This is a genomic window from Romboutsia sp. 1001713B170207_170306_H8 (assembly GCF_015550495.1).
GTDB lineage: Bacteria > Bacillota > Clostridia > Peptostreptococcales > Peptostreptococcaceae > Romboutsia_E.
Window position 1 is genome coordinate 255,455 of the sequence record NZ_JADNAX010000001.1, and the last position, 25,069, is coordinate 280,523.

The following is a 25,069-nucleotide window of genomic DNA, read 5'->3' on the forward strand; positions in this document are numbered from 1 at the left end:
ATTGGAGGACATACAAATGAAAAACATGTTTGATAAGGTACAAGAAAGTGCTAACTTTATAAAAGAAAAAACTAGCATAAATCCACAAATAGGATTAATTTTAGGATCTGGATTAGGAATACTAGCAGATAAAATAGAAAATCCTGTAAAAATTAACTATAATGAAATACCAAACTTCCCAGTTTCTACAGTAGAAGGACATGCTGGTTGTTTAGTTTTAGGAACGCTTGAAGGAAAGCAAGTAGTTGCTATGCAAGGTAGATTCCACTATTATGAAGGATACTCTCAAAGAGAAATAACTTTCCCAGTAAGAGTTATGAAAGCTTTAGGAGTGGAAACACTTGTAGTAACTAATGCTGCTGGTGGGGCTAATAAAGACTTTAAACCAGGAGATTTAATGATAATAAAAGATCATATAAACTTAAGTGGTAGCAATCCATTAGTTGGACCAAATGATGAAAGATTTGGACCAAGATTCCCTGATATGTCAACAGCATATCAACCAAAAAATGTAGAATTAGTAAAGGAATGTGCTAAAGAATTAAATATGGAAGTTCAAGAAGGTGTTTATGCATTCTTCAGTGGGCCAACTTATGAAACACCTGCAGAGGTAAGAATGGCTCAAATTTTAGGTGCAGATGCAGTAGGTATGTCTACAGCTCCAGAAGTTATAGTAGCATCACATTCGGGAATGGAAGTTGTTGGTATATCTTGTATAACTAATATGGCAGCAGGTATACTTGATCAACCTCTTGATCATGAAGAAGTTATAGAAACTACTCAAAAAGTAAAATCAGAATTTTTAAGTTTAGTTAAAAAAGTTGTTAATAAAATATAATAGAAACTATAAAGCTCTAATATTAGTTTAAATACTAATATTAGAGCTTATAGTTATTAATAGACCATAGAATTTTAGGAGAGTAATATGAGAATTTACGATATAATAAGGAAAAAAAGAGATAATCATGAACTTACTAAAGAAGAGATAGAGTTTTTTGTTGACAAATATTCAAAAGGCGAAATACCAGATTACCAAGCATCTGCTTTATTAATGGCTATTTACTTAAATAAAATGAACAAAGATGAAACTGTTTATCTTACAGAAGCTATGATGAATTCTGGAGATGTAATAGATTTATCAGAAATAGAAGGTATAAAAGTTGATAAGCATAGTACTGGAGGAGTTGGAGATAAAACTACAATTGCTTTAGCGCCATTAGTAGCAGCATGTGGTGCTCCAGTAGCCAAGATGTCAGGAAGAGGACTAGGGCATACAGGAGGGACTTTAGATAAGCTAGAATCAATACCTGGATTCTCAATAGAAATGGAAGCTAAAAAATTCATAGATTCTGTAAATAAACATAAAATAGCTGTATGTGGACAAACTGCAACTATAGCAGTAGCTGATAAAAAGATGTATGCTCTTAGAGATGTTACTGCAACAGTAGATAACATATCTCTTATAGCTGCAAGTATAATGTGTAAAAAATTAGCATCAGGAGCTAATGCAATACTTTTAGATGTTAAAACTGGTGATGGAGCATTCATGAAGACTTTAGATGACTCATTTGATCTAGCTAAAGCAATGGTTGATATAGGTAATGGAATGAATAGAGAAACTATAGGTATGATAACTGACATGGATGAACCATTAGGATTTGCAGTAGGTAATTCATTAGAAGTAATAGAAGCTATAGAAACATTAAAAGGGAATGGACCTAAAGATTTTGTTAATTTATGTGAAACTCTAGGTGCATATATGCTAGTTTTAGCTAAGACGGTGGATACATTTGAAGAAGGTATAGAAAAAATAAGAGAAGCAATAAGCTCAGGTGCAGCACTTGAAAAATTAAAAGTATTTATAGAAAATCAAGGTGGAGATAAAAATGTTGTAGATAACTATTCATTATTCCCACAAGCAAGTATAAAGGTTGAAATTAAATCTCCAACAAATGGATATATAAGTAAGATAGAAGCAGAAGAAGTTGGAGTATCAGCAATGATTTTAGGTGCAGGTAGAGAAACTAAAGAAGATATTCTTGATTTATCAGCAGGTATAATACTTAAAAAGAAGGTAGGAGACTATGTAAATGAAGGTGATATACTTGCTACTATGTATTTAAATAAAGAAGAAAAGTTAGAATCAGCTAAAGAAAGATTTATAAATGCATATACAATAGTAGATGAAAAAGTAGAGCCTAAAAAATTAGTTTATGGTGTAGTAACAAAAGATGGAATAAAAAAATTCTAGATAATTGATTATAAGAAGCCTAACGTGTAAAAAATAACGTTAGGCTTTTATTATTATATAAACCTAAAATATATTTCTTCGACAAATTTATTGAAAATTTTCATGCTTAGATTTATAATATAAAGGATATAAATATATATGAGGAGTAGATTACCCATGAATTTAAAAGATAATAGACTAAAAATAGTAGGGATAACTTCTATTATATTGGTAATTATTATAGGGGCTTTTGTAATTTATGAAATTGGACCTTATAATAAAAGTAATAAGAAAAATATAGTCGTTGATATACCAACTGGTTCAACATTGAGTGATATATCAGATATATTATATGAAAATAAATTAATTAAAAATAAAGTATTATTTAAAGTTGTTGTTAAGTTGAGTAATGATGCCCAGTCTATAAAAGCTGGTAAGTACTTAGTAAATCAAACATATTCTAATAAAGACATATTAGAACTTTTAGTTTCTGGAAAAATTTATAATGATGGCATAAAAATAACTATACCGGAAGGATCTACATCTAAAGAAATAGTTGACATTCTTATAAATAAAAATATTGGAGAAGAGTCTAAGTATGAGGATTTAATAAATAATCCTTCAAAATTCTATAGTGAATATAACTTCTTAAAAGAAGATGATATAAAATCATTAGAAGGTTTTTTATATCCAGATACCTATTATTTTAAAGAAGAAGATAGTGAAGAAAAAGTAATATCAACTATGCTTTCAAGATTTAATAAAGAATACACACAAAAGTTAGTAAAAAGACAAAAAGAACTAAATATGACTTTACAAGAGGTTATAAATATTGCATCTATAATTGAAAAAGAAGCTGTATTAGATGAAGATAGACCATTGATAGCAAGTGTATTTTATAATCGATTAAAAATAGACATGCCTCTTCAATCAGATGCAACTATACAGTATATATTTGATGAAAGAAAAAAGATTGTAACTTATGCAGATTTGAAGATAGATTCTCCATATAATACTTATATAAATAGAGGATTACCACCTACACCAATTTCAAGCCCAGGTATTAAGTCAATAAAAGCTGCCTTATATCCTGAAAAAACAGATTATCTATACTTTGTTGCAAAAATAGATGGTGGAAATAACTATAGTACAAATTATGAAGATCATCTAAAGTATGTTCAAGAATATAAAGATGCAAGAGATAAACTACAAAAAGAAGATGATAAAAATACAAGTACAAATTAACGTAACCAATTAGTTTTGATTTAATGCAAAGTTTATGGATTATGCCTTATATATTAAGGCCTAATCCTATTAATTTATAAGGAGTGAATTTAATTGAGTAATATAGTAAACGATTTAGTAGAAGAATATATAAGAACTACTTTGAAGGATAAAGAAGGTTTATTAAGAGAATTAGAAATTTATGCAGCTGAACATAATGTACCAATTGTACATAAAGAAGTTTCGGACTTATTAAAAGTATTATTAAAAGTAAATAAGCCAAATAGAATATTAGAAGTTGGATGTGCAATAGGATATTCTTCTATACTTTTTGCAACAACAGTTGGACAAGACGTAAAAATAACTACTGTTGAAAGAAATGAAGCTATGATAGAAAAGGCTAAAGAAAATATTAAAAGGGCTGGATTTGAAAATAATATAACTATATTAGAAGGGGATGCAGAAGAATTATTGGCAAATGTAGAAGGTGAATTTGATATGATATTCTTGGATGCAGCAAAAGGTCAATATAAGTTATTTTATGATATGATTATAGATAAATTAAAGGTTGGAGGACTTTTAATATCTGATAATATATTATACAAAGGAATGGTCGCACATGATGACTTTGTAGTTAAAAGAAAAAAGACTATAGTAAAGAGAATGAGAAATTATCTTGATTATATATGTAATTGCGATTACTTAAGTACATCTTTAATACCAATTGGAGATGGTGTAGCGCTTAGTTATAAAGAAAAATAGAAAGGTGAACAAATATTATGATAAATAAAGTTGAATTACAAGCCCCCGCAAGGGATTTAGAAACATTAAAAATAGCATTAGAAGCCGGTGCAGATGCTGTATATATTGGAGGAGAATCTTTTGGAATGAAAACATCATCAAAAGATTTTACAAAAGAGGATATAATAGAAGGTGTAAATTTTGCTCATGAGAGAGGTAAAAAAGTATATGTAACTATAAACTTACTTCCTCATAATCAAGATTTTATAGGATTAGAGAAATACTTATTAGAACTAGAAGAAGCTAATGTAGATGCATTAATAATTTCTGAGCCTGGAGTCTTAGAAACTATAAATAAAGTAACGCCAAATATGAAGTTATATTTAGGAACTCTAGCAAATGTAAACAATTATGCAACAGCAAATTTCTGGTATGACTTTGGGATAAGACGAATAGCGGTATCTAGAGAGTTATCTCTTAAAGAAATACAAGGAATAAAAGCAAATATACCATTTGATATGGAAGTTGAAGCATTTGTACATGGTGGAATGTGTATGTCATATTCTGGAAGAAAATTATTAACAAGTTATATATCTACAAGAGATATAAATCTTTATTCAGAAGATAAGAAATATAACTTAGTAGAAGAAAAGAGACCTGGAGAATATTGTCCTGTTTATGAAGATGAAAATGGAACATTTTTCTTTAGCTCAAGAGACTTATGTATGATAGAATTTATACCAGAGCTTATAAAATCAGGATTAAGTAGCTTTAGTATAGAAGGTAGAAAAAAAGATGCTGATTATATAGAAAATGTAGTTAAAGCATATAGAAAAGTAATAGATTCATTCTATGAAGATCCTGAAAATTATAAATTTGATGAATCGATAATGAATGAAATAAGAAAAGGTAATAAAAGAGAATATACGACAGGATTCTATCTAGATGAAACTAAAATTTATGATGAAGAGTATTTTAAAAGTATAAAAAAATAATTTAGACATAGATTATGTATCACATGTTAAGGAGAGAAATAAAAATGAAAACTAATAAGAGACCACTTATAATTGGAATAACAGGAGGAACAGGATCTGGAAAAAGTACAGTATGTAAATCTATAATAGAAAATATACCAGAAGAAAATATATCTGTTTTAGAACAAGATGCTTACTACAAAGATCAAAGTCATCTAAGTTTTGAAGATAGATTAAAAACTAACTATGATCATCCGCTTTCTTTTGATAATAAACTTCTTATACAACATATAGAAGAATTATGTGAAGGTAAGAGTATAGAGAAGCCGGTGTATGATTATGAAGTTCATACAAGAAAATTAGATGAAACTATAACGATAGCTCCAAAAGATATAATTATAGTAGAAGGTATAATGATATTAGAAGATGAAGCATTAAGAGATAAATTAGATATAAAAATATACGTTGATACAGAAGATGACATAAGAATACTTAGAAGAATTCAAAGAGATATAAAAGAGAGAGGTAGAACTGTAGACTCAGTTATAGAACAATATTTAACTACAGTTAAACCAGCGCATGATCAGTTTATAGAGCCATATAAAAAATATGCGGATATAATAATGCCAGAAGGTGGTCATAATCAAGTTGCTATAGATATAGTAATATCAAAAATAAGAAGTGAATTAAATTTAACATACTAAAATAAGTATTAACCCCTTAGAATTTGTCAAAAATGATAAATATCTAAGGGGTGATTTTATGTCAAGAATAAAAGGTCCATTATCTATAAAAAGTAGAAGTCGCATAAAGAGTGTATTCTTAATTAGTTTGATAATATATGGCTTTTTAATTTATAGGATCTCATATATATCAATATTTAAAGGTGAAGAATACTCTAATAGAGTAGAGCGCCAAAGTACTGAAAAAGTAAGTTTAAATAGTGGAAGAGGTATAATTTATGATAGAAATAATGTTAAACTTACTGATACAGAAAAAGAAACAGTTTTGCTAATTCCTAATAAAATTTTAAGTGGGGATCATGATAATATAAACTTAATAAAAGAAGCAACTAATCTTAGTGATGAAGATATATACAAAGCTGTTCAAGATCAACTATTGTCTAACATAATAGAGATTGAAGTAGATAAAATTAATAAAGATAAAACTGAAGATCTTGAACAACTTGGAATAATAATAGAAGAAAAAACTATAAGATACTCTGATAAAAATCTTTTAACTCACACAATTGGATATTTAAAAAAATTTGATCAAAGTGCCCAAAGTGGTATAGAAAAAAATTTAGATGATATTTTAAAAGATAATAATGAAGAATATGTTTCTGTATTTAAAGCAGCTGATTCTGGGAAGAGTCAAGGTTTGGATATTTTAGATGGAAGTATAAAAACTGTAAAAGATAATGATACAGATAAACATATAAAACTTACAATCGATTCTAAAATACAAAAAATAGTAGAAGATGTAGTTGATAAAGAATCTAATCCAACAGCAGTTGTTATATCGGATATTGAAACAGGAGAGATACTATCTATATGCTCAAGACCTAATTATAATCAAAATAATATAGCTAATTATATTAATAGTACAAATAGGGAATTGGAGAATAGAGCTATATCAGTAACGTATCCACCAGGTTCGGTATTTAAATTAGTTGTATTATACGCTGCTTTATCAAATGGGATTATAGATGATAGTTATACGTATAACTGTACAGGTAAAACTACTATAGGTGATACTGAAGAAATACTGCACTGTCATAAAGCTGATGGTCATGGAATAGAATCATTAGAAGATGCATTTGCAAATTCTTGTAATCCGGCATTTTTAGATATAGCTATGAAAGTTGGTAAAGAAAAAATAATAGAGGCAGTGAAAACACTTCATTTAGATGAATCTGTAGGAATTGGATTAGAAGAGGAAGTATCATCTAATATACCTGATGAAATTTCTATACGAAATTTGGCTATAGGTCAAGCTGATATAGAATTTACACCTATACAAATAAATCAACTAACACAAATAATTGCTAATAATGGTACTTATAAGCCCTTATATATGTATGATAGTATAATTAATAATGATAAAAATATTATAAAAAAATTCCAAAATTCTAAGAGTGAAGAAATTATATCACCATATATAATGACAAAAATAAAAGAAATTATGAAATCTGTTTCAAAAGATGGAACAGCTAAAGAGCTTAATGACCTAGATAGTGGATGTGGAGTTAAAACAGGAACAGCTCAAAGTAGTCTTAATGGTGTTTCTATAACACATGGATGGATTACAGGATTTTATCCAAGTGATAATGCTAAGTATGCAATAACTGTCTTAGTAGAAGGAACAGAGAATGAAAGTAAATCAGCAATACCTATATTTAAAGAGATTTGTAATAAAATAAATAAGTAATATTTTAAAGAATAGTAAACTTACTCATCCTTGAAACATATAATTTAAAATGATATATGGTTAAAAAGGGGGGAGGCAGTTGACTATTCTCAAATCATTTGAAAAACCATTAACCCCTGAAGAAGAAGTATACTATTTAACTAGGTTTAAGCTAGAAAATGACGAGTCAGCTAAGGAAGTATTAATTGAAAGGAACATGAGATTAGTAGCTCATATAGCTAAGAAATATAACAACTCTACAGAAGATCAAGATGATCTTATTTCTATAGGAACAATAGGACTGATAAAAGCTATAGAAACATATAATGTAGAAAAAGGCACTAGATTAGCAACATATGCATCTAAATGTATTGAAAATGAAATTCTTATGAATATTAGAACTAATAAGAAGAATAAGTTTCAAGTATCACTTCAAGATCCAATTGGAATGGATAAAGAAGGTAATGAAATTAGTTTAATTGATGTTCTTGGAACAGATATCGATTATGTTGTAGATCAAGTTGAACTAAAGGTTGAAATAAGTAAACTTTATGAAAATCTAGAAAAAATTTTAACTGATCGAGAAAAAGAAATAATCAAGTTAAGATATGGTTTAACGACATCGGGTTATAAGACGCAAAGAGAAATTGCTCAGAAACTTGAAATATCTAGGTCTTATGTTTCTAGAATAGAAAAAAGAGCATTAAAAAAACTTAGAAAAGAACTTAAAACAGAAAAAAGCCTTGAATAAGGCTTTTTTTTGCTTTAAATCAAGAATTGACAAATTATTTGAAATCATTGTGCTAATATTACATATATATTTATAAATATTGAGTTTTAAAAAATATATAACAATATTTATTTTTTTTACTTATTATATGAAATAAAACTAAAAAATAATACTTAAATTTTATAAGGTGGGAATGAGGATGAACTTATATGAATATAGAGAGGTACTAAGTTTATTAAATACTATAATATTAATTTCTATTGCCACTCTATCTATAGGAAGATGTTTTTTGAATAAAAGTATAATATTTATGATAGTATCTTTAATTTACTGTGTAGAAGTATGTGTAAATATCTATATAGGCATGCAGTCTATAAATAAAAGTAAATTGTACATAATTGCTGCTATTTTTATAATAAAAATATTGATGATTATATTATTTTATAAGAAGATAAATTTTAAATTATACTTAAATTTTATTATAGCTATAGGATATTTATTTTCTATAATATCATTAAGTGCTAGTTATGAATTAAGTTTAATAATCAGTATTATATCAAATTTATTATTAATACATTTAGGAGTAATAAACAATATAAAAAAACTAAGGATAAGTGTAAGCAAAAATAAACATAAACTAAAGCTTAATAAAAAATACATATCGAAGTCAATCAAGGAAATAGAATCAGAATCTAATCTAAAACAGAATCTCAACGAAAAAGTAATGACATTAAACTGTAAAATAGAAAGTACAATTGAAGCTTTGAATATACCTATATTTGTATTGAATAGTGAATTAGACTATATATATGGAAATAAAGAATTTGAAAAGTTTTTAAAAGAAGAAGATATTAAACTAAAAAAAGAAAATGTATTAATAAGCTTTAAAGAAAAGTTAATTAATTTCGATGATATGTTAAACAATATAAATTTTGCTAATCATGAGATTAATAATATAGTAAAACTTAAAACCTACGATAACAAAATTTTTAAATTTACTTGTAATTTAGACATTATAAATGATAGAGAATTAAAAATATGCTTATTAGAAGATATAACCAAAGATATAAATATAAAAAATGAATTAAAAGAAAGTGAAACGAAATATAGGAAGCTCATGGATATAATTAATGATGGTGTAATAATTCATAGTATAGACACTATTAATTATTTAAATGATAAGGCATTAGAATTATTTAATATAAATAAAAATATGGATAAAGTGCTTCTAATAGATGATATAAAAAATAATATAATTAAAAAACATAGAAAAGAATTTTTACAAAATATAAACTTAGTAAAGTGTGGGAAAGAAGAAAAATCAGTTTGCAAAATAGAAACTGAGCATGGAAAAATTATTGAGTTTATAACAACACATATAACTTTAAATAATACAAATATGATGTTAAGTATAGCTGTAGATATTACAGGATTAGAAGAAGTTAAAAATCAATTAGAAGAAAGTGAAAAAACATATAAATTGCTTTTGCAAGCTCTTCCAGAAGGTATAGTAATAATAGATAAAAAGACCAAACTACACATATATAGAAATAGGTCTATGATAAAAATATTAAAGTCAGTAGGAGCAGACAAGTTTAATGAAATTATAAAAGAATATATTGATAATGGCGACTATGGAAAGTTTAAGAGATTTCGTCTAGACAATGATGAAAATGCAGATATTTCTATAGCTATAACTGATTCTAAAGAAGATAATAATCTTGTTTGTGTTGCGAGTATGCTTGATGATGAATATAGAGCAGAGCAAATGAAGGAAAAATTAAATGAAATGAAAGATAAGTATAAATTTAAAACAGAATTCTTATACACAATGTGTAATAATTTAAAAAAACCTATTAATACAATATTCGAAGTTAATAAGATTTTGCAAAATAATGAATCAAGAAAAGAATTTAAATATATAGACAATTACTCTAGAGTTGTTAGACAAAATTCTTATAGATTAAAAAGGTTACTAAATAATATAGATGAAATAAGTAAGATTGAAAATGGAACCTTAGATATGAATTATAGTAGATGTGATATAGTTAAATTTATAGAGAATATAGTTAGGCTATCTAGAGAATACGCAAAGTATAAAAATCTAGAAATATTATTTATAACTAATATAAAGAAAAAAATAATATTAATAGATAAAAGTAAAATAGAAAAAATTATTTTAAATTTATTATCTAATTCAATAAAATTTACAAACAGTAATGGAAAAATAATGGTATCAGTTAATACCGATAAGGATAATATAATTATTTCTGTAGAAGATACTGGAGTTGGAATACCAAGTGAAAAAATCGATACTATATTTGAGAACTTTGAACAAGTTGATACAACTCTATCTAGAGGTGCTGAGGGAACTGGTGTAGGATTGGCATTAGTTAAGCAGTTAGTAAAAGCGCACAATGCTAAGATAAATGTATATAGTAAGGTAGGTTGTGGTAGTAAATTCGAAGTCATATTAGATAACAATAAAGTTATTGAGTTAAATGAAGATAAAGGCAAAATAGATAAAAGTACAGATATAGAAAATATTGATATAGAATTTTCGGATATATACTTTGACTTGGGTTCGTGATGATTATTAATTAAACTAGAAGGGGAAATGGGATGTGTAGATATTTAGATATAATTAATGTATCAATTTTTCTTACAAGTTTATACATATTGAGCAGTAATTTAGTGAAAGGTCAATATAAAAATATAATTTTTCAGTCAGTTATGCTTTTAAGTACAGTTTTATTAAAGTTGTATAATATTTTAAATAAAATTTCATTTTATAGAAGCGTTAGTAACTTAATAGTACTGACATTTTTAGTAAATTTAGAACTTTATAAAATACATAATAAGTATAAGGACATTGTATTAGCTCTAAATTATTCATTGATATTGATATCATTATTTTTACCATACTATATAAATGATAATTTATATAGTATGGTTATAAATATTTACGTCTTAATAACTAACTTGTATTTATTTTCTATTTATATATTTAATGAAAAATTTCATATAAAATACATGCTTCATTTTATGTATATTATAGGTATATTTTTAGAATTAATTTTAAAAGAAAATATGTTAATAGAAAATATAAATTCAATACTAGTGTTGGCTTGTAGTATTTATATTTTAATGTATATTTTTAAAGTATATGTAAAATTATATTACGATAAAAGCGTAGATATTATTAGTAAGTTAAATAGATCAAACATAAATATTAAAATTCATGATGAAAAATTAAATATGAAGAAGTCTACTAATAAAAATACAAGTGAAATGATAGTAAAAAAAGAAAATATATTAAATTTAATGTTAAAAGGCTCTCAAAAAACTATGTTTTTAATAGATAATGAAGGTTATATAACTAACGAAGATAGTAGTTTTTATGATATATGGAATGAATATATTAATTACGAGTATAACATTAGTTTAGAACTTTTTTGTAAAAATAGTTTTGCTCATGATGATAAACTTATATATAATATTGAAAAATCTAGAAGTAGCTATAGAGAAATTGAAACTGAAATTAAAGATAAGAATGGTAGGACTTTTACTTGTAGATCTATACCAGTTAAACTAAATAACAATTCAACGGGTGTTATTTGTATAATGAAAGATGTAACTTCTAGAAAACAAATAGATATGAAAATAAAAGACAATGATACTAAGTATAAAAAGATAGTAGATAATATGCCTTACTCTGTTCTTATAGCTAATAAAGATGAGATTATATATAATAATAATAAAAGCGAATATATTGATTTTAATCAAGAAAATATAAAAAATATAATATTAGGTCAATGCTCAAGTGAAGAATTATACTATACGTATAGCGATGGTATAGATACTTATTTAAATATAGATAAAGTAAATTATATTGAAGGTGAGGAGTACAGAACACTATTTGTAATTAGAGATATAACTAGCTATAAAAATTTATTAAAAAAATTGGAGAGAAGTAAAAAGAAATATGAATCATTAGTAAATATAATTCCAGAAGGAATATATGTTTTAGATTTTGATAGTAAAATGCTTAAGTATGCAAATAAAGCATTTTTCAATATGATAGGAAGCAAAGAGATAACAAATGTAGATATAGATAGCATAAACAAAAATATGATTATGACTTCAGGAAGTATAAATGGTAATGTTAAATATAAAAGAGATACTCTAAATGATCAACATGGAAACGAAATTAATATAGAATGTGGTGGAATGCTTTTAGATATAAATAAAAAAATAAAAATGATTGGTATAGTTAGAGATATTACAGAACAAATAAAAGCAGAGTTAATAGAAAGGGAAATCGAAGAAAAAGAAAAGTTAAACAAATCTAAAAATGAATTTTTTATAAATATGTCTCATGAGTTAAAGACTCCACTAAACTTAATACATTCAAGTAATCAGCTAATTGAGGTTGTTTATAAAAATGAGTTGAAAGAGAATAACAATATTGAAGTCTTAAATACAATAGAGATTGTAAAAAAACATGTAAACATACTTATGGGATTAATAGATAATATGATAGAACTTGCTAAATTGCAGTCTAATTTTCATGAATTTAAAAAAGACTATTATAATATAGTTGATATATCAGAAGATATTGTAGATGAGTTTAGTGAATTTATAGATAAGGAAGATGTAAATATAGTTTTTGATACAGATGAAGAAGAAAAAATAGTAAACATAGATATAGATGATATTGAAAAAGTTATATTAATATTATTATCTATTGTTATTAAATATTCTATGAAAAAAAGTAACGTTGTATTTGAACTAGGTACTAAAAAAGATTTTATAACTATCATGATTAAAAATAGTGATAAATATGATTATGATAAGTATATTAAAAATAGTGAAAATAAAATTGTTGAAATGAGTATTACATTAGCTAGACTAATTATAGAATTTTATGGAGGTAACCTTAATATAAAAGTAGGTCCTCGTAATATGGAAATAGTTATTGATATAAAAAGAGTTCACGAAGACAAAGCCTATAAAACACGAGATAATTATAAACAAGATGGATTTGCATATTTAGAATATAAGAAAATGTGCAGTTTTTAAAATATTAACGTATTGTATAATTTAGTGATAAATTGATAATAAATGATAGATAGGAGATATAATGAAATGAATTCAAAAACTAAAACTTTTTGCTTACTAGGCCATCCAGTAGAACAAAGTTTTTCACCGAATATACATAATTATTTATTTGATAAATACAAAATAAATAATGTATATGTATGCTATGATGTAATTCCTAGTGAAATAGAAAATGCTATTAAAGGAATTAAAGCATTAAATATACTTGGATGTAATATAACTATACCTCATAAAGTTGAAGTTATAAAGTACTTAGATGAGATAGAAATAAATGCTAAATTAATAGGGGCGGTAAATACAATAAAAAATGAAGGTGGTAGACTAAAGGGATATAATACTGATGGAAAAGGATTTGTAAAATCAATTTTAGATAAGGGCTATGATCTAAAAAATAAAAAAATAATGATAATTGGAGCTGGAGGTGCTTGTAGGAGTATTGCTGTGGAATTAGCATCAAATGATGTAGAATCTATAGAAATAAGAAATCGTAGTAAAGAAAAGGCATTAGAAATTATAAATATAATAAATAATAATTTTAATACAAAAGCGACTCTATCAAATGATACTATAATGGAAGATAACTTAGAACATATTGATATATTGATAAATACAACACCTATTGGAATGGGCAATGATGAATGCCCTATAAATCAAGATATTGTAGTTAATAAAAAAATGTTAGTTTGTGATATAGTCTATAAGCCACATGAAACAACATTTATTAAATGGGCATTGAAAAATAAGCTAAATGTTGTTTATGGAATAGACATGCTAATAAATCAAGGCCTAGAAGCATTTAATATATGGACAGATATAAACACAACAATAGAAGATAAAAATCAAATAAATGAAATTTACTTAGATAGTATAAAGTAAAATATTATTATAAAGGATTTGATTTAATATTAATAAAAAAATAATAAATGAAAATAAAGGGTTTGCACTGATAGAATGTATAATAAGTCTATTAGTTATGATGTTAATAGTAAACCTTATAGCGATATCTTTGCAAAATAGTTATAAGTTTGCTGAGAGTAATAAAAATACCATAGAAATGGTTAATATAGCGGAAAGTTATATTAATGATAAAAAGGAAATAATAAAAAGTACTAAAGAAATTAATAAGTTACAAGAACAAAATCAAATTGGAAAATATAAAATAGAGTCTACTATTAAAAAAGATGAAAATATTTATAGATGCTATAAGCTTAATGTTAAAGTAACTTATCAAGATAAAAACTTAGAGGTAAGTACATATGTTACAAAAAAATAATGGATCTGTTTTAATAATAACATTGATTATATTTTCATTAGTGAGTACAATTTGTTTCATGTGCACTAGCTTAGTATATAGTAATATTAAAATTTCAAGTTTAGAGATTAAAAACTTAAAACTTAAAGAAGACTCACTTAGTGCTATAGAAGTAATTTACTCAAATATGTTAGAAGAAGTTGAAAATGCTATAGATAGTACCGAGAATTCAGATGAATTTATAAATTATTTTAAATATGATAACTGCAGATCATTTATATTAAAGTCAAAAGATATTTCTAAGAGTGATTTAGATAAAGTTTTGGTTGAATTAACTAATAAGACCCCATTTGGAGAAATTAATAAATTGGAATTTGATTTAAAAACAATAGCTACTCGAGGTTCATATAAGAAAGATATATTAGTTAAAATAAGGATAGATAATCCTTGGTCTAAAGTTAATCTAATTCAAGATGAAGAAAAAGAAGATTTAAATGTGTATGATTTAATAACTATATATAATTATGAGGAATTATAAAATTATGAAAAGAGAAGGCGTGTAACTTTAATAGAATTAGTTATAACTATTAGTGTAATTATTTTAATTTGTAGCATATGTATACCAAAATTTAATTTATATAACTATGAAATTAACTCATTTGCAAAACAATTATGTAGTGATATAAGATATGTTAAACATAATAATATGCTAGGAAATTTAGATAGTTTTGTTTTGATGTATAAAGACGGTTCAAATAGTGGGTACATATTAGTCGATAATGGAATTCAAGTAAAAGAAATTTATGTACCCAAAGATGTAAATATTAGTTGGCCAAATAGAAAAATTTATTTTAGAAGAGATGGAACTCCAAATCCTACTGGAGGTACTATAAAAGTATTTGATGGTGATGTATCTAAAGAGATAACTATAGTTCCGGTTAGTGGAAGAGTCCTTTTAAAGGAAGGACAATATGAAAAATAAAAAAGGATACTTATTGATAGAAAGTATAGTAGCATTATCAATAGTAGCAACGATAATATTAGTATTAACTTCATTATTAATAGTTTGTATTGATGCTAAAACTAAAATAGAAGATAAAGTAGAACTTCAGCAGCAAGGACTAGAAATTAGCAAACATATAAAATCAACAATAGAAAAATCAAAAGGTATAATAGGTATTGAACTTGATAATTTAGAAGAAGTTTATGAAGATAGTATGCATTATAATAGTGTAAAATCAATAAAGTGTAAGTACAAAGATAATAACGGAATTATTAATACATCAGTTAAAAATAAAGAAATTAGTTTTAAAAAAAATACAAATAAAATATTTATAAATACTCTTAATTTAGCGAGTCAAAGTGAACCTGGAGGGTATGAAATTGGTGATTATGTAGAATGTATATATGTAGGAGATATAGATGATAAGTCTATAAATATAAAATTAAAATTAAACAAAAATAATGAAGTATACGAAACTAAATTTAAAGTACATATAAGAAATTATGAAGGGGGATTATAATTGAAACTTATACTAATAGGACTTATGGGATCAGGAAAAACAACTATAGGAAAAGAGTTATCTATAAAATTAGGATATAAGTTTATTGATATGGATGATGAAATAGAAAAAAGTGAAGGAATGACTATAGTAGAAATTTTTGAAAAATATGGAGAAAAAAAATTTAGAGATTTAGAAACAGATTTGCTAAAAAAAATAATTTTACAAGATGATGTAATTATTTCAACTGGAGGAGGAATAATTAAGGAAAAAATAAACCGTGAGTTGTTAAAAGAACAAGAAAATGTAATTTTTTTAGATGGGAATATAACTACATTAATAAATCACTTATCCTTTGAATGTGAAAAACGACCTTTACTTAAAAATACAGATGATTTATATAAAAAAATAGAAGAACTTTTAAAAGAAAGATATGAAAAATATAAAGAATCTTCTAGAATAAAAATAGATATAAATAATAAAAATATAAATGAAGTAGTTAGTCAAATACTTGTTTATACCAGATAATATATGATATTATTATATAGTGATATAATGGTAATCAAAAGTTATTCGACTAGTATAAAATTTATATAATATAACTTGACAAGATTACAATAGAATATATAATTGAAAAAGGTAAGGTGATTAAATTATAAGCAAAGGCTTTAATATAGACATTTAGCTAAATTAAAAAATAATTTTTGTTTATAATAATAGATAAGTAAATCTAAGCGTCACCAAAATATATTCATACAATAAATTTATTATTATGGAGGAACCCAAATGGTATCAGCAAGTGATTTTAGAAAAGGTGTTACTTTCGAAAAAGATGGACAACCTTGTTTAATAGTTGACTTCCAACACGTTAAACCAGGAAAAGGTGCAGCTTTCGTAAGAACTAAGTACAGAAACTTAAAAACAGGAGCAATAAGAGAAGAGGCTTTCAACCCAAGTGATAAATTCCCTAAGGCTCATATAGAAACAAGACAAATGCAATACTTATACAATGATGGTGAATTATACTACTTCATGGATGAAGAAACATATGATCAAATACCATTAAACTATGTACAAGTAGAAGATGCTATAAAATTCTTAAAAGAAAATGAAGTAGCTACAATAAGATTCTACCAAGGTCAAGCTTTCCAAGTTGAAGCTCCAAACTTTGCAGAGTTAGAAGTTGTAGAAACTGAGCCAGGAATAAAAGGAGATACTGCAAGTAATGTAACTAAAGCAGCTACAGTTGAAACAGGTGCAGTTGTACAAGTTCCTTTATTCATAAATCAAGGAGATAAAATCAAGATAGATACAAGAACTGGAGAATATTTATCAAGAGTTTAATCTTTTTATGTATATAAAAGCTTATATATCTCAATAATAGAGATATATGAGCTTTTAATGTATATAAAGAAAGGAAGGGGTATCCATGAAATATTTATATGAAGAAGTTGCATACCTAAAAGGTCTTGCAGAAGGATTAGAAATAAGCAAAGAAACAAAAGAAGGAAAAATCATACATAAAATAGTAGAGGTATTAGAGAGCTTTGCTGATGCTATAGTTGATTTAGAAGAAGAACAAGCAGATCTTATAGAGTATGTAGAATCAATAGATGAAGATTTAGCTGATATGGAAGATGATATATACGAAGATGAAGATGTTGAAGAAGAAAATGATGAAGACTTTAGCTATGTTGAAATGGAGTGTCCTAACTGTGGAGACTTAGTAGATATAGATGAAGATTTATTATATAATGATGAAATAGATATAATTTGTCCAAATTGTCAGTCTATAATATTATCTTCTGATGATGAAGATGATAGTTATATTGAGAATGAGGAACCATGTGATTGTGGATGTAATCACCATGAAGAATAATTAGTGAACTGAATATAAACTAAATTAATTACCTATGAAGCTTATATAGTTTCATAGGTTTTTGCGTATTATAAAGAAAATTTTAGTTTTGCAATAGTTTAAAAAAAATAGTACACTATAATCTAGAGATAATATACTCGGAGGTCGTATTATGAGAATAAGTAAAAGAATTTTAGATAATATATGTAAATTTGAAGAAAATATAGATTATAAATTTAAAAATAAGGAATATATACTAGAGGCCCTTACTCATAGTTCATATTCTAATGAAAATAAAAAATATAACTTTAATGAAAGGCTTGAATTTTTAGGAGACTCTGTACTAAGTATAGTAATTAGTGACTATTTATTTAAGAATGAACAGGATTTACCTGAAGGAGAACTTACAAAATTAAGAGCGAGTATAGTTTGTGAAGAGTCTTTAAGTGAAGTTGCAAATAACATACGATTAGGTGAATTTATGTTACTTGGTAAAGGCGAAGAAGCAACTGGAGGTAGAGAAAGAATATCAATACTTGCAGATGCATTTGAGGCTGTTATAGCATCAATTTATTTAGATGGATCTATTGAAGATGCTAAAAAGTTCATATTAAATCATATGGAAAAGATTATTTCTGATGCTAGAAGAGGGAAAATATTTAGAGATTATAAAACTCATTTACAAGAAGTATTACAAGGTAAAGGGGAAAGTAATATTTGGTACAAGTTGGTTGATGAAAAAGGACCCGATCACAATAAGAGGTTTATTATGGAAGTTGGTATTAATCAAGATGTATTAGGTGTGGGAGAAGGTAAGAGCAAAAAAGAAGCAGAACAATTTGCTGCAAGAGTAGCCTTAGATAAAATTTTATAGAATTATAATAAAATTGACATAATAGTGCAAAGGATGATGATGATGAAAAAAAGAATAATACCTATATTTGTACCACATAGAGGTTGTCCTCATGATTGTATATTCTGTAATCAAAAAAAGATAACAGGAGTAAGTACTGATGTTACAAGTGAAGAGGTTAGAAATATTATTGAAGAATACTTGCCTACTATAGATAAAGATGCAAGTGTGGAAGTTGCATTTTTTGGAGGCAGTTTTACTGCAATAGATGAATATATACAAAATGATTTATTGTCAGTAGCAAAAGAATATGTAGAAAAAGGATTAATACAAGATATTAGAATGTCAACAAGACCGGATTGTATAAGTGAAGATATTTTAAATAGATTAAAAACATACAAGGTAAGTATAATTGAACTTGGTGTTCAATCAATGGATAAGAATGTATTAATAGATAGTGTTAGAGGTCATGATACAGAATCTGTAATAAATAGCGCAAAACTAATAAAGAAAAGCGGAATTAAGTTAGGATTACAAATGATGGTTGGACTTCCATCGGATAACGAAGAAAAGTGCTTAAGTACGGCTAAGAAATTTATAGAACTTGAGCCAGATTGTGTGAGAATATATCCGACATTAGTTGTTAAAGATACAGGTCTTGAAATACTATTAAATAAAGGTGAGTATACACCATTTAGTTTAGAACAATGTATTAAAATAGTAAAAAAGCTTTTAACTTTATATTATGTAAATAATATAAATGTTATAAGAGTAGGTCTTCAGGCTACAGAGGATATACAAATTGGTAAAGCAGTAGTAGATGGACCACATCATCCAGCATTTAGAGAATTAGCAGAATCTGAGATGATAAAAGATTATTTAACTTATATAGCTAAAGAGAATAAGGTTGAAAAAAATATAATAGTAAAAACCAATAAGAAAAATATTTCTAAAATAGTAGGAAATAAAAAGTCTAACTTTAATTATATGAAAAATGAATTAAATATTAATTTAAAAACAAAAGAAGACGATATTGATATAAATAATTTAGAAATAATATTAGATGATCATAAGTCTATAAAGATAAACATGAATGACATATACAGTAGTTTATATGATATTTATAACCTTTAGTTTTATTGAAGGGAGAGATCGGTTTGTACTTAAAAAGATTAGAATTAAAGGGATTTAAATCCTTCCCTACAAAAACTGATATAGTTTTTAAAGAAGGTGTGACAGCAATAGTTGGTCCCAATGGAAGTGGAAAAAGTAATATCTCAGATGCTGTAAGATGGGTATTAGGAGAGCAAAGTGTAAAAAGTCTTAGAGGTGAAAAATTAGAAGACGTTATCTTTGCAGGGACAGACACTAAAAAGCCTATGAACTACTGTGAAGTTGCACTTACTATAGATAATAGTGACAATCAGTTAGATTTAGAGTTTAGTGAAGTAACAATAAAAAGAAGAGCATATAGAAATGGAGAAAGTGAGTTCTTTTTAAATAATAAATCTTGTAGATTAAAAGATATAAAAGAAATACTATTAGATACAGGTATAGGTAAGGACGGTTATTCTATTATAGAACAAGGTAAGGTAGATGAAATACTTAGTAATAATCCTGTAAATAGAAGAAAAGTATTTGATGAAGCTTGTGGTATATCTAAATACAGATACAAAAAGCAAGAAGCAGAAAGAAATTTAAAAAGTACTAAAGAAAACTTAGAAAGAATAGATGATATATATATAGAAATTGAAAATCAACTAAAGCCGCTATTTAATCAACAATTAAAGGCAAAAAAATATATAGATCTTAAAGAAAAGTTAAAAACAATAGAAGTAAATAGTTTTATAAAAGAAATTGAAGACTTAGAACAAGAGTTAAAAGAAGTAAATAAGCATAATGAATTACTTGAATCTCAATCTTGTGAGATAGAAAAAGAAAAGTTAAATATTGAAAATAACTTTAATCAAACTAATAAAGATATAGAAGAAATGGATGAATCTATAAACAAATCTATAGATTATATAAATTCTATTAAATCAGTAATATCTCAAAAAGACTATGAAATAAATCTTATAAATGAGAGAATTAAAAATTTTAGTAGTGAAATTGAAAGAAAAAATAAAGAAGCAAGTGATGTAAAAGAAAAGTTAAGTGATGATAAGTTATCATTGCAAAACTTACAATCGCAAAAATTAGAAAAAGAGAATCAAATAAGTAAATTAGAAGAATCTATAAAGATTATTGAACTAAAAAATACTAATAAAAAAGTAAGTATAGAATCTTTAAATAATAAAATAGAGAATTTAAAAGATGATATAATAAACTTATTAAGTAAAAAGCAAGATGCAAGTAATAAGCTTTCAACTTTAAATGCTAATAAAGAAAATATTAATTCTAGAAGTGAAACTATAGATAGTGATATAAATGAATTAAGTGAAAAATTAAATGATAAAAAATCTGAATTAGATAAATTAACATTAAAACTTAACTTAGAAAACAAAAAAAATGATGACTTAAAAGAAGAAATACAAAGTTTAAATTTAAAGTTAAAAGATCTAGTTGAGAAAAATAATAATTTTGAACGTAAGATACAAAATAATATGTATAGTTTAAATGACTATAAATCTAAACTTAATATATATATAGATATGGAAAATCACTATGAAGGATTTAATAGAGGTGTTAAAGAAGTTTTAAAGAATAAAAGTTTACAAGGTATATATGGAGCATTAGGGCAAGTAGTAAGTGTTGATGAAAAATATGAAAAAGCTATAGAGGCAGCACTTGGTGCATATATGCAAAATATAATTACCAAAGATGAACATAGTGCTAAATTTGCTATAAACTATTTAAAAAGTAATAATCTAGGTAGAGTTACTTTTTTACCTATGAATATAATAAGATCTAATAAGATTGATACAAGAAATATAAGATCTAGTACTAATTATATAGGTGTTGCTAGTGATTTAATTTCATATGATGAAAAATATAAAAATATACTAGAAAATATATTAGGTAGAACTATAATAATTGATAATATAGATAATGGAATAAAGTTTGCTAAAGAGACTAACCATAAATTTAAGATAGTAACTTTAGATGGTGAAATACTAAATCCAGGAGGCTCACTAACTGGAGGAAGCTTAAGAACTAATGGGAATATACTATCAAGAAAAAGGCTTATATCAGAGTATACTGAAAAAATAAAGTCTATGAATATAGAAACAGAAAATTTAGTAAAAACAAAAGAAGAAGTTGGAAAATCAATAATTGAAACTAGAGAAACTATTGAAATATGTAAGTTAGATTTATCAAATATAGAAAAAGATGTGATTTTATCAAAATCAAATATAAGTAGATTAAATGATGAAATAAATACACTACAAGAAAATAGTAATAAACTAGAAAGTGAAAAATCACAACTTGGATCTTACTTAAATGAAACACTAGAAAAAACTAATTTTATAAATAGAGAAATATCAGATATAGATAATAGACATAATGAAAATAAAAAACAGATAGCATTACTAAGTGAAGAATTAATTAATAATACTAATTCATATGAAGAATACAAAACTGAATTTGATGAGCTTAATTTAGATTTAGTGAAATATAAACAAATGTATCAAGGATTGATTAAAGATATAGAAAGAATAAGTAAAGAAAATAAAGAATATGAAGAAAAAGTAAAGATACTTGAATCTTCATCAAAACATCAAGAGAAACAAATTCTAGAATTAGAAGAGAATATTAAGTTAGAGCAAAATGAAAAAGAAAACTTAAATAATCAATTAAAACATAGTAATGAAAGTCTAGAAAATAAAAAGATATTAAAAGATGATTTAAAACAAAAGTTAGATGAATTTAACAAAGAATTAAAATCAGCAGATAGAAAGTTTATTGATTTAAAAGAGAGTTTATTTAAATTACAAGGAAAGTTTGAAAGATTAAAGTCATCAAAGGAAACGTATATAAATAAGCTTTATGAAAACTACGAATTAACTTTTGTACAAGCAGTAGAATTTAAAGATGAAAATGTAGTTATAGATAAAAAACTTTTAGAAAGTTTAAAAAGAGAAATTAGAAATTTAGGTAATGTAAATGTAGATTCTATAAAAGAATATGAAGAAGTAAAGGAAAGATATGATTTTTACAAAGAGCAAAAACAAGATTTAGAAGAATCTATAGAGGTCATAGAAAAACTTATAGCTGATTTAGAAGAAAATATGAAGATTGAGTTTGAAGTCAAATTTAATGAAATAAATGAAAACTTTAAATTTGTATATAAGAGGCTATTTGGTGGAGGACATGGTGTACTTACTATTTTAGATAAAGATAATATATTAGAAAGTGATATAGAAATAACAGCTCAACCACCAGGAAAGAAGATGAAAAACTTAAGTTTATTATCTGGAGGAGAAAAAGCACTTACTGCAATAAGTATATTATTCTCCATATTATTAGCTAAACCAACTCCGTTTTGTATATTAGACGAGATAGAAGCACCACTTGATGATGCGAATATAGCTAGGTTTGGAGACTTTTTAAAAGAATTAGCTCAAGATACTCAATTTATAGCAGTTACTCATAGAAGAGGTACTATGGAAGCTGCAGACTATATATATGGAGTAACTATGCAGGAAAAAGCAATATCTAAAGTTATTAGTTTGAAATTAAAAGAAGCGGAAGAACTAACTGATATTATATAAATATGGTAGGTAGTTAATGCTACCTACTATATAAAATTCAATTTATTTGGAGGAAATATAAGTGTTTAAAAAAATATTTAAGTTTAGTAAAAAAAAGCAAGAAGAAATAAAAGAGAATGAAGAAATAGTAGAAAACTTAGAGAATAATGAAGATGTACATAATGATGAAATAACAATAGATACTGTAAATGAAAATGAATTAGAAAATGAAGATAAAGTTTTAGATGAGGTTTTTAAAACTATAAAGGAAGAAGCAATAGAAGAAGTAAAAGAAGATATAAAAGAGCCAGAAACTATAAATAATATAGAAGAAGCAAAAAATGTTATTGAAGAATCTAAATCAAAAGAAGAACTTAATGAAGTAAAAGAAGCTATTGAAAATATTGATGATAATAAAGAAGAAATAAATAGTGAAGATGAAGTACAAGAATCAGTCATAGAAGATTCTAAGGAAGAAAAAGTTAGCTTATTTAATAGATTAAAACAAGGATTAACTAAAGCAAAGCAAGGAATAACTGACAAAATAGATACAGTATTAAAGTCATATAAAAAAGTAGATGAAGAATTATTAGAAGACTTAGAAGAAGTATTAATAACTGCAGATGTTGGTGTTAATACAACTATGGACATAATAGAAAAATTAAGAGATGTAATAAAGTCAAAGGGAATAACAGACCCTCAAGATGTTAGAGGTGAGTTACAAATAATAGTAGAAGAAATACTTACTTCAGATAATTCTAAATTAGATGTAGAACACTCTCCAACTATAATACTTATGGTAGGTGTAAATGGAGTTGGTAAAACTACTACTATAGGAAAGCTTGCTAACAGATATAAGTCAGAAGGTAAAAAAGTACTTTTAGCAGCAGGAGATACATTTAGAGCTGCAGCAATAGAACAGTTAGAAGTATGGGCAAATAGAAGTAATGTGGATATAATAAAACATCAAGAAGGTGCAGACCCAGGTGCTGTAATATTTGATGCTATAAAAGCAGCTAAAGCTAGAAGTGTAGATTTATTAATCTGTGATACTGCAGGAAGATTACATAATAAAGCCAACTTAATGAATGAATTAGGAAAAGTATTTAAAATAGTAGATAGAGAATTCCCAGAAGCTAAAAGAGAAGTTTTATTAGTAGTAGATGCTACAACAGGACAAAATGCAGTGTCTCAAGCTAAAACATTTAAAGAAGTAGCAGATATAACTGGAATAGTACTTACTAAATTAGATGGTACAGCAAAGGGGGGAGTTGTATTAGCAGTTAAATCTGAAGTTGATGTTCCAGTGAAGTTAATTGGTGTTGGAGAAAGTGTAGAAGACTTACAAGATTTTGATGCAAAAGCATTTTCAGATGCACTATTTGGGAATAATTAGCGTATAAAAATAAATGTTGACAACATATAAAATTTAATATAAAATACAATGTGTAAAGTAAATAACCTTTACAGTAAATCACTTAGGA

The 25,069-nt window shown here is 25.7% G+C and carries 22 protein-coding genes; all 22 read left to right on the forward strand.

Going from position 1 to position 25,069, the window contains the following annotated elements:
• Positions 1-16 precede the first annotated feature (16 nt).
• The 22 genes from I2A66_RS01245 to ftsY all read left to right on the forward strand — a co-directional run bounded on the left by I2A66_RS01245 (position 17) and on the right by ftsY (position 24,981).
• Positions 17-838, forward strand: coding sequence for a purine-nucleoside phosphorylase (locus I2A66_RS01245; RefSeq protein WP_330566153.1), 822 nt, complete (start codon positions 17-19; stop codon positions 836-838).
• Between the two features lie 87 nt (positions 839-925).
• Positions 926-2,251, forward strand: a complete 1,326-nt coding sequence (locus tag I2A66_RS01250; RefSeq protein WP_147515560.1) for a pyrimidine-nucleoside phosphorylase — start codon at positions 926-928, stop codon at positions 2,249-2,251.
• A 156-nt stretch (positions 2,252-2,407) separates the two neighbouring features.
• Entirely contained in the window at positions 2,408-3,475 is a 1,068-nt protein-coding gene (mltG, locus tag I2A66_RS01255) for an endolytic transglycosylase MltG (RefSeq protein ID WP_122638275.1), read from the forward strand.
• A gap of 93 nt (positions 3,476-3,568) precedes the next feature.
• Entirely contained in the window at positions 3,569-4,216 is a 648-nt protein-coding gene (locus I2A66_RS01260; RefSeq protein ID WP_122638274.1) for an O-methyltransferase, read from the forward strand.
• Between the two features lie 17 nt (positions 4,217-4,233).
• On the forward strand, positions 4,234-5,190 hold the full coding sequence (locus I2A66_RS01265; RefSeq protein WP_207734707.1) for a peptidase U32 family protein: 957 nt from the start codon (positions 4,234-4,236) through the stop codon (positions 5,188-5,190).
• Between the two features lie 44 nt (positions 5,191-5,234).
• The gene (udk, locus tag I2A66_RS01270; protein WP_122638272.1) at positions 5,235-5,873 is read left to right on the forward strand and encodes a uridine kinase; all 639 of its coding nucleotides are present in this window, start codon (positions 5,235-5,237) and stop codon (positions 5,871-5,873) included.
• A 58-nt stretch (positions 5,874-5,931) separates the two neighbouring features.
• Positions 5,932-7,599 (forward strand): peptidoglycan D,D-transpeptidase FtsI family protein, encoded by a 1,668-nt coding sequence (locus I2A66_RS01275; protein ID WP_147515558.1) that lies wholly within the window; start codon positions 5,932-5,934, stop codon positions 7,597-7,599.
• Between the two features lie 79 nt (positions 7,600-7,678).
• Positions 7,679-8,329 (forward strand): RNA polymerase sporulation sigma factor SigK, encoded by a 651-nt coding sequence (sigK, locus tag I2A66_RS01280; RefSeq protein WP_147515557.1) that lies wholly within the window; start codon positions 7,679-7,681, stop codon positions 8,327-8,329.
• Between the two features lie 178 nt (positions 8,330-8,507).
• Positions 8,508-10,898 carry a PAS domain-containing sensor histidine kinase gene (locus I2A66_RS01285; RefSeq protein ID WP_195250813.1) on the forward strand — a complete coding sequence of 797 codons (2,391 nt, stop codon included), beginning with the start codon at positions 8,508-8,510 and terminating at the stop codon, positions 10,896-10,898.
• 32 nt (positions 10,899-10,930) lie between these two features.
• The gene (locus I2A66_RS01290; RefSeq protein WP_195250815.1) at positions 10,931-13,390 is read left to right on the forward strand and encodes a PAS domain S-box protein; all 2,460 of its coding nucleotides are present in this window, start codon (positions 10,931-10,933) and stop codon (positions 13,388-13,390) included.
• A gap of 66 nt (positions 13,391-13,456) precedes the next feature.
• Positions 13,457-14,305, forward strand: coding sequence for a shikimate dehydrogenase (gene aroE, locus I2A66_RS01295; protein ID WP_243113285.1), 849 nt, complete (start codon positions 13,457-13,459; stop codon positions 14,303-14,305).
• Positions 14,306-14,402: 97 nt separating this feature from the next.
• The gene (locus I2A66_RS01300; protein ID WP_147515554.1) at positions 14,403-14,702 is read left to right on the forward strand and encodes a hypothetical protein; all 300 of its coding nucleotides are present in this window, start codon (positions 14,403-14,405) and stop codon (positions 14,700-14,702) included.
• Positions 14,686-15,219, forward strand: a complete 534-nt coding sequence (locus I2A66_RS01305) for a hypothetical protein (protein WP_147515553.1) — start codon at positions 14,686-14,688, stop codon at positions 15,217-15,219. The genes I2A66_RS01300 and I2A66_RS01305 overlap by 17 nt, the downstream gene beginning before the upstream one ends.
• A 168-nt stretch (positions 15,220-15,387) precedes the next feature.
• A complete protein-coding gene (locus I2A66_RS01310) occupies positions 15,388-15,663 on the forward strand; it encodes a hypothetical protein (protein WP_124097553.1) in 276 nt (91 codons plus the stop codon).
• Positions 15,653-16,204, forward strand: a complete 552-nt coding sequence (locus tag I2A66_RS01315; protein ID WP_122638262.1) for a type II secretion system protein — start codon at positions 15,653-15,655, stop codon at positions 16,202-16,204. The genes I2A66_RS01310 and I2A66_RS01315 overlap by 11 nt, the downstream gene beginning before the upstream one ends.
• Positions 16,205-16,711 (forward strand): shikimate kinase, encoded by a 507-nt coding sequence (locus I2A66_RS01320; RefSeq protein ID WP_122638261.1) that lies wholly within the window; start codon positions 16,205-16,207, stop codon positions 16,709-16,711.
• Between the two features lie 258 nt (positions 16,712-16,969).
• Positions 16,970-17,527: an elongation factor P gene (gene efp / locus I2A66_RS01325; RefSeq protein WP_122638260.1), complete on the forward strand. Its 558-nt coding sequence runs from the start codon at positions 16,970-16,972 to the stop codon at positions 17,525-17,527.
• An 85-nt stretch (positions 17,528-17,612) separates the two neighbouring features.
• Positions 17,613-18,062 (forward strand): CD1247 N-terminal domain-containing protein, encoded by a 450-nt coding sequence (locus I2A66_RS01330; RefSeq protein WP_122638259.1) that lies wholly within the window; start codon positions 17,613-17,615, stop codon positions 18,060-18,062.
• 151 nt (positions 18,063-18,213) lie between these two features.
• Positions 18,214-18,915, forward strand: coding sequence for a ribonuclease III (gene rnc, locus I2A66_RS01335; protein ID WP_122638258.1), 702 nt, complete (start codon positions 18,214-18,216; stop codon positions 18,913-18,915).
• Between the two features lie 42 nt (positions 18,916-18,957).
• Positions 18,958-20,028, forward strand: a complete 1,071-nt coding sequence (locus I2A66_RS01340; protein WP_122638257.1) for an elongator complex protein 3 — start codon at positions 18,958-18,960, stop codon at positions 20,026-20,028.
• Positions 20,029-20,051: 23 nt separating this feature from the next.
• Entirely contained in the window at positions 20,052-23,606 is a 3,555-nt protein-coding gene (gene smc / locus I2A66_RS01345; protein WP_195250817.1) for a chromosome segregation protein SMC, read from the forward strand.
• 61 nt (positions 23,607-23,667) lie between these two features.
• Positions 23,668-24,981: a signal recognition particle-docking protein FtsY gene (ftsY, locus tag I2A66_RS01350; protein ID WP_122638255.1), complete on the forward strand. Its 1,314-nt coding sequence runs from the start codon at positions 23,668-23,670 to the stop codon at positions 24,979-24,981.
• Positions 24,982-25,069 lie beyond the last annotated feature (88 nt).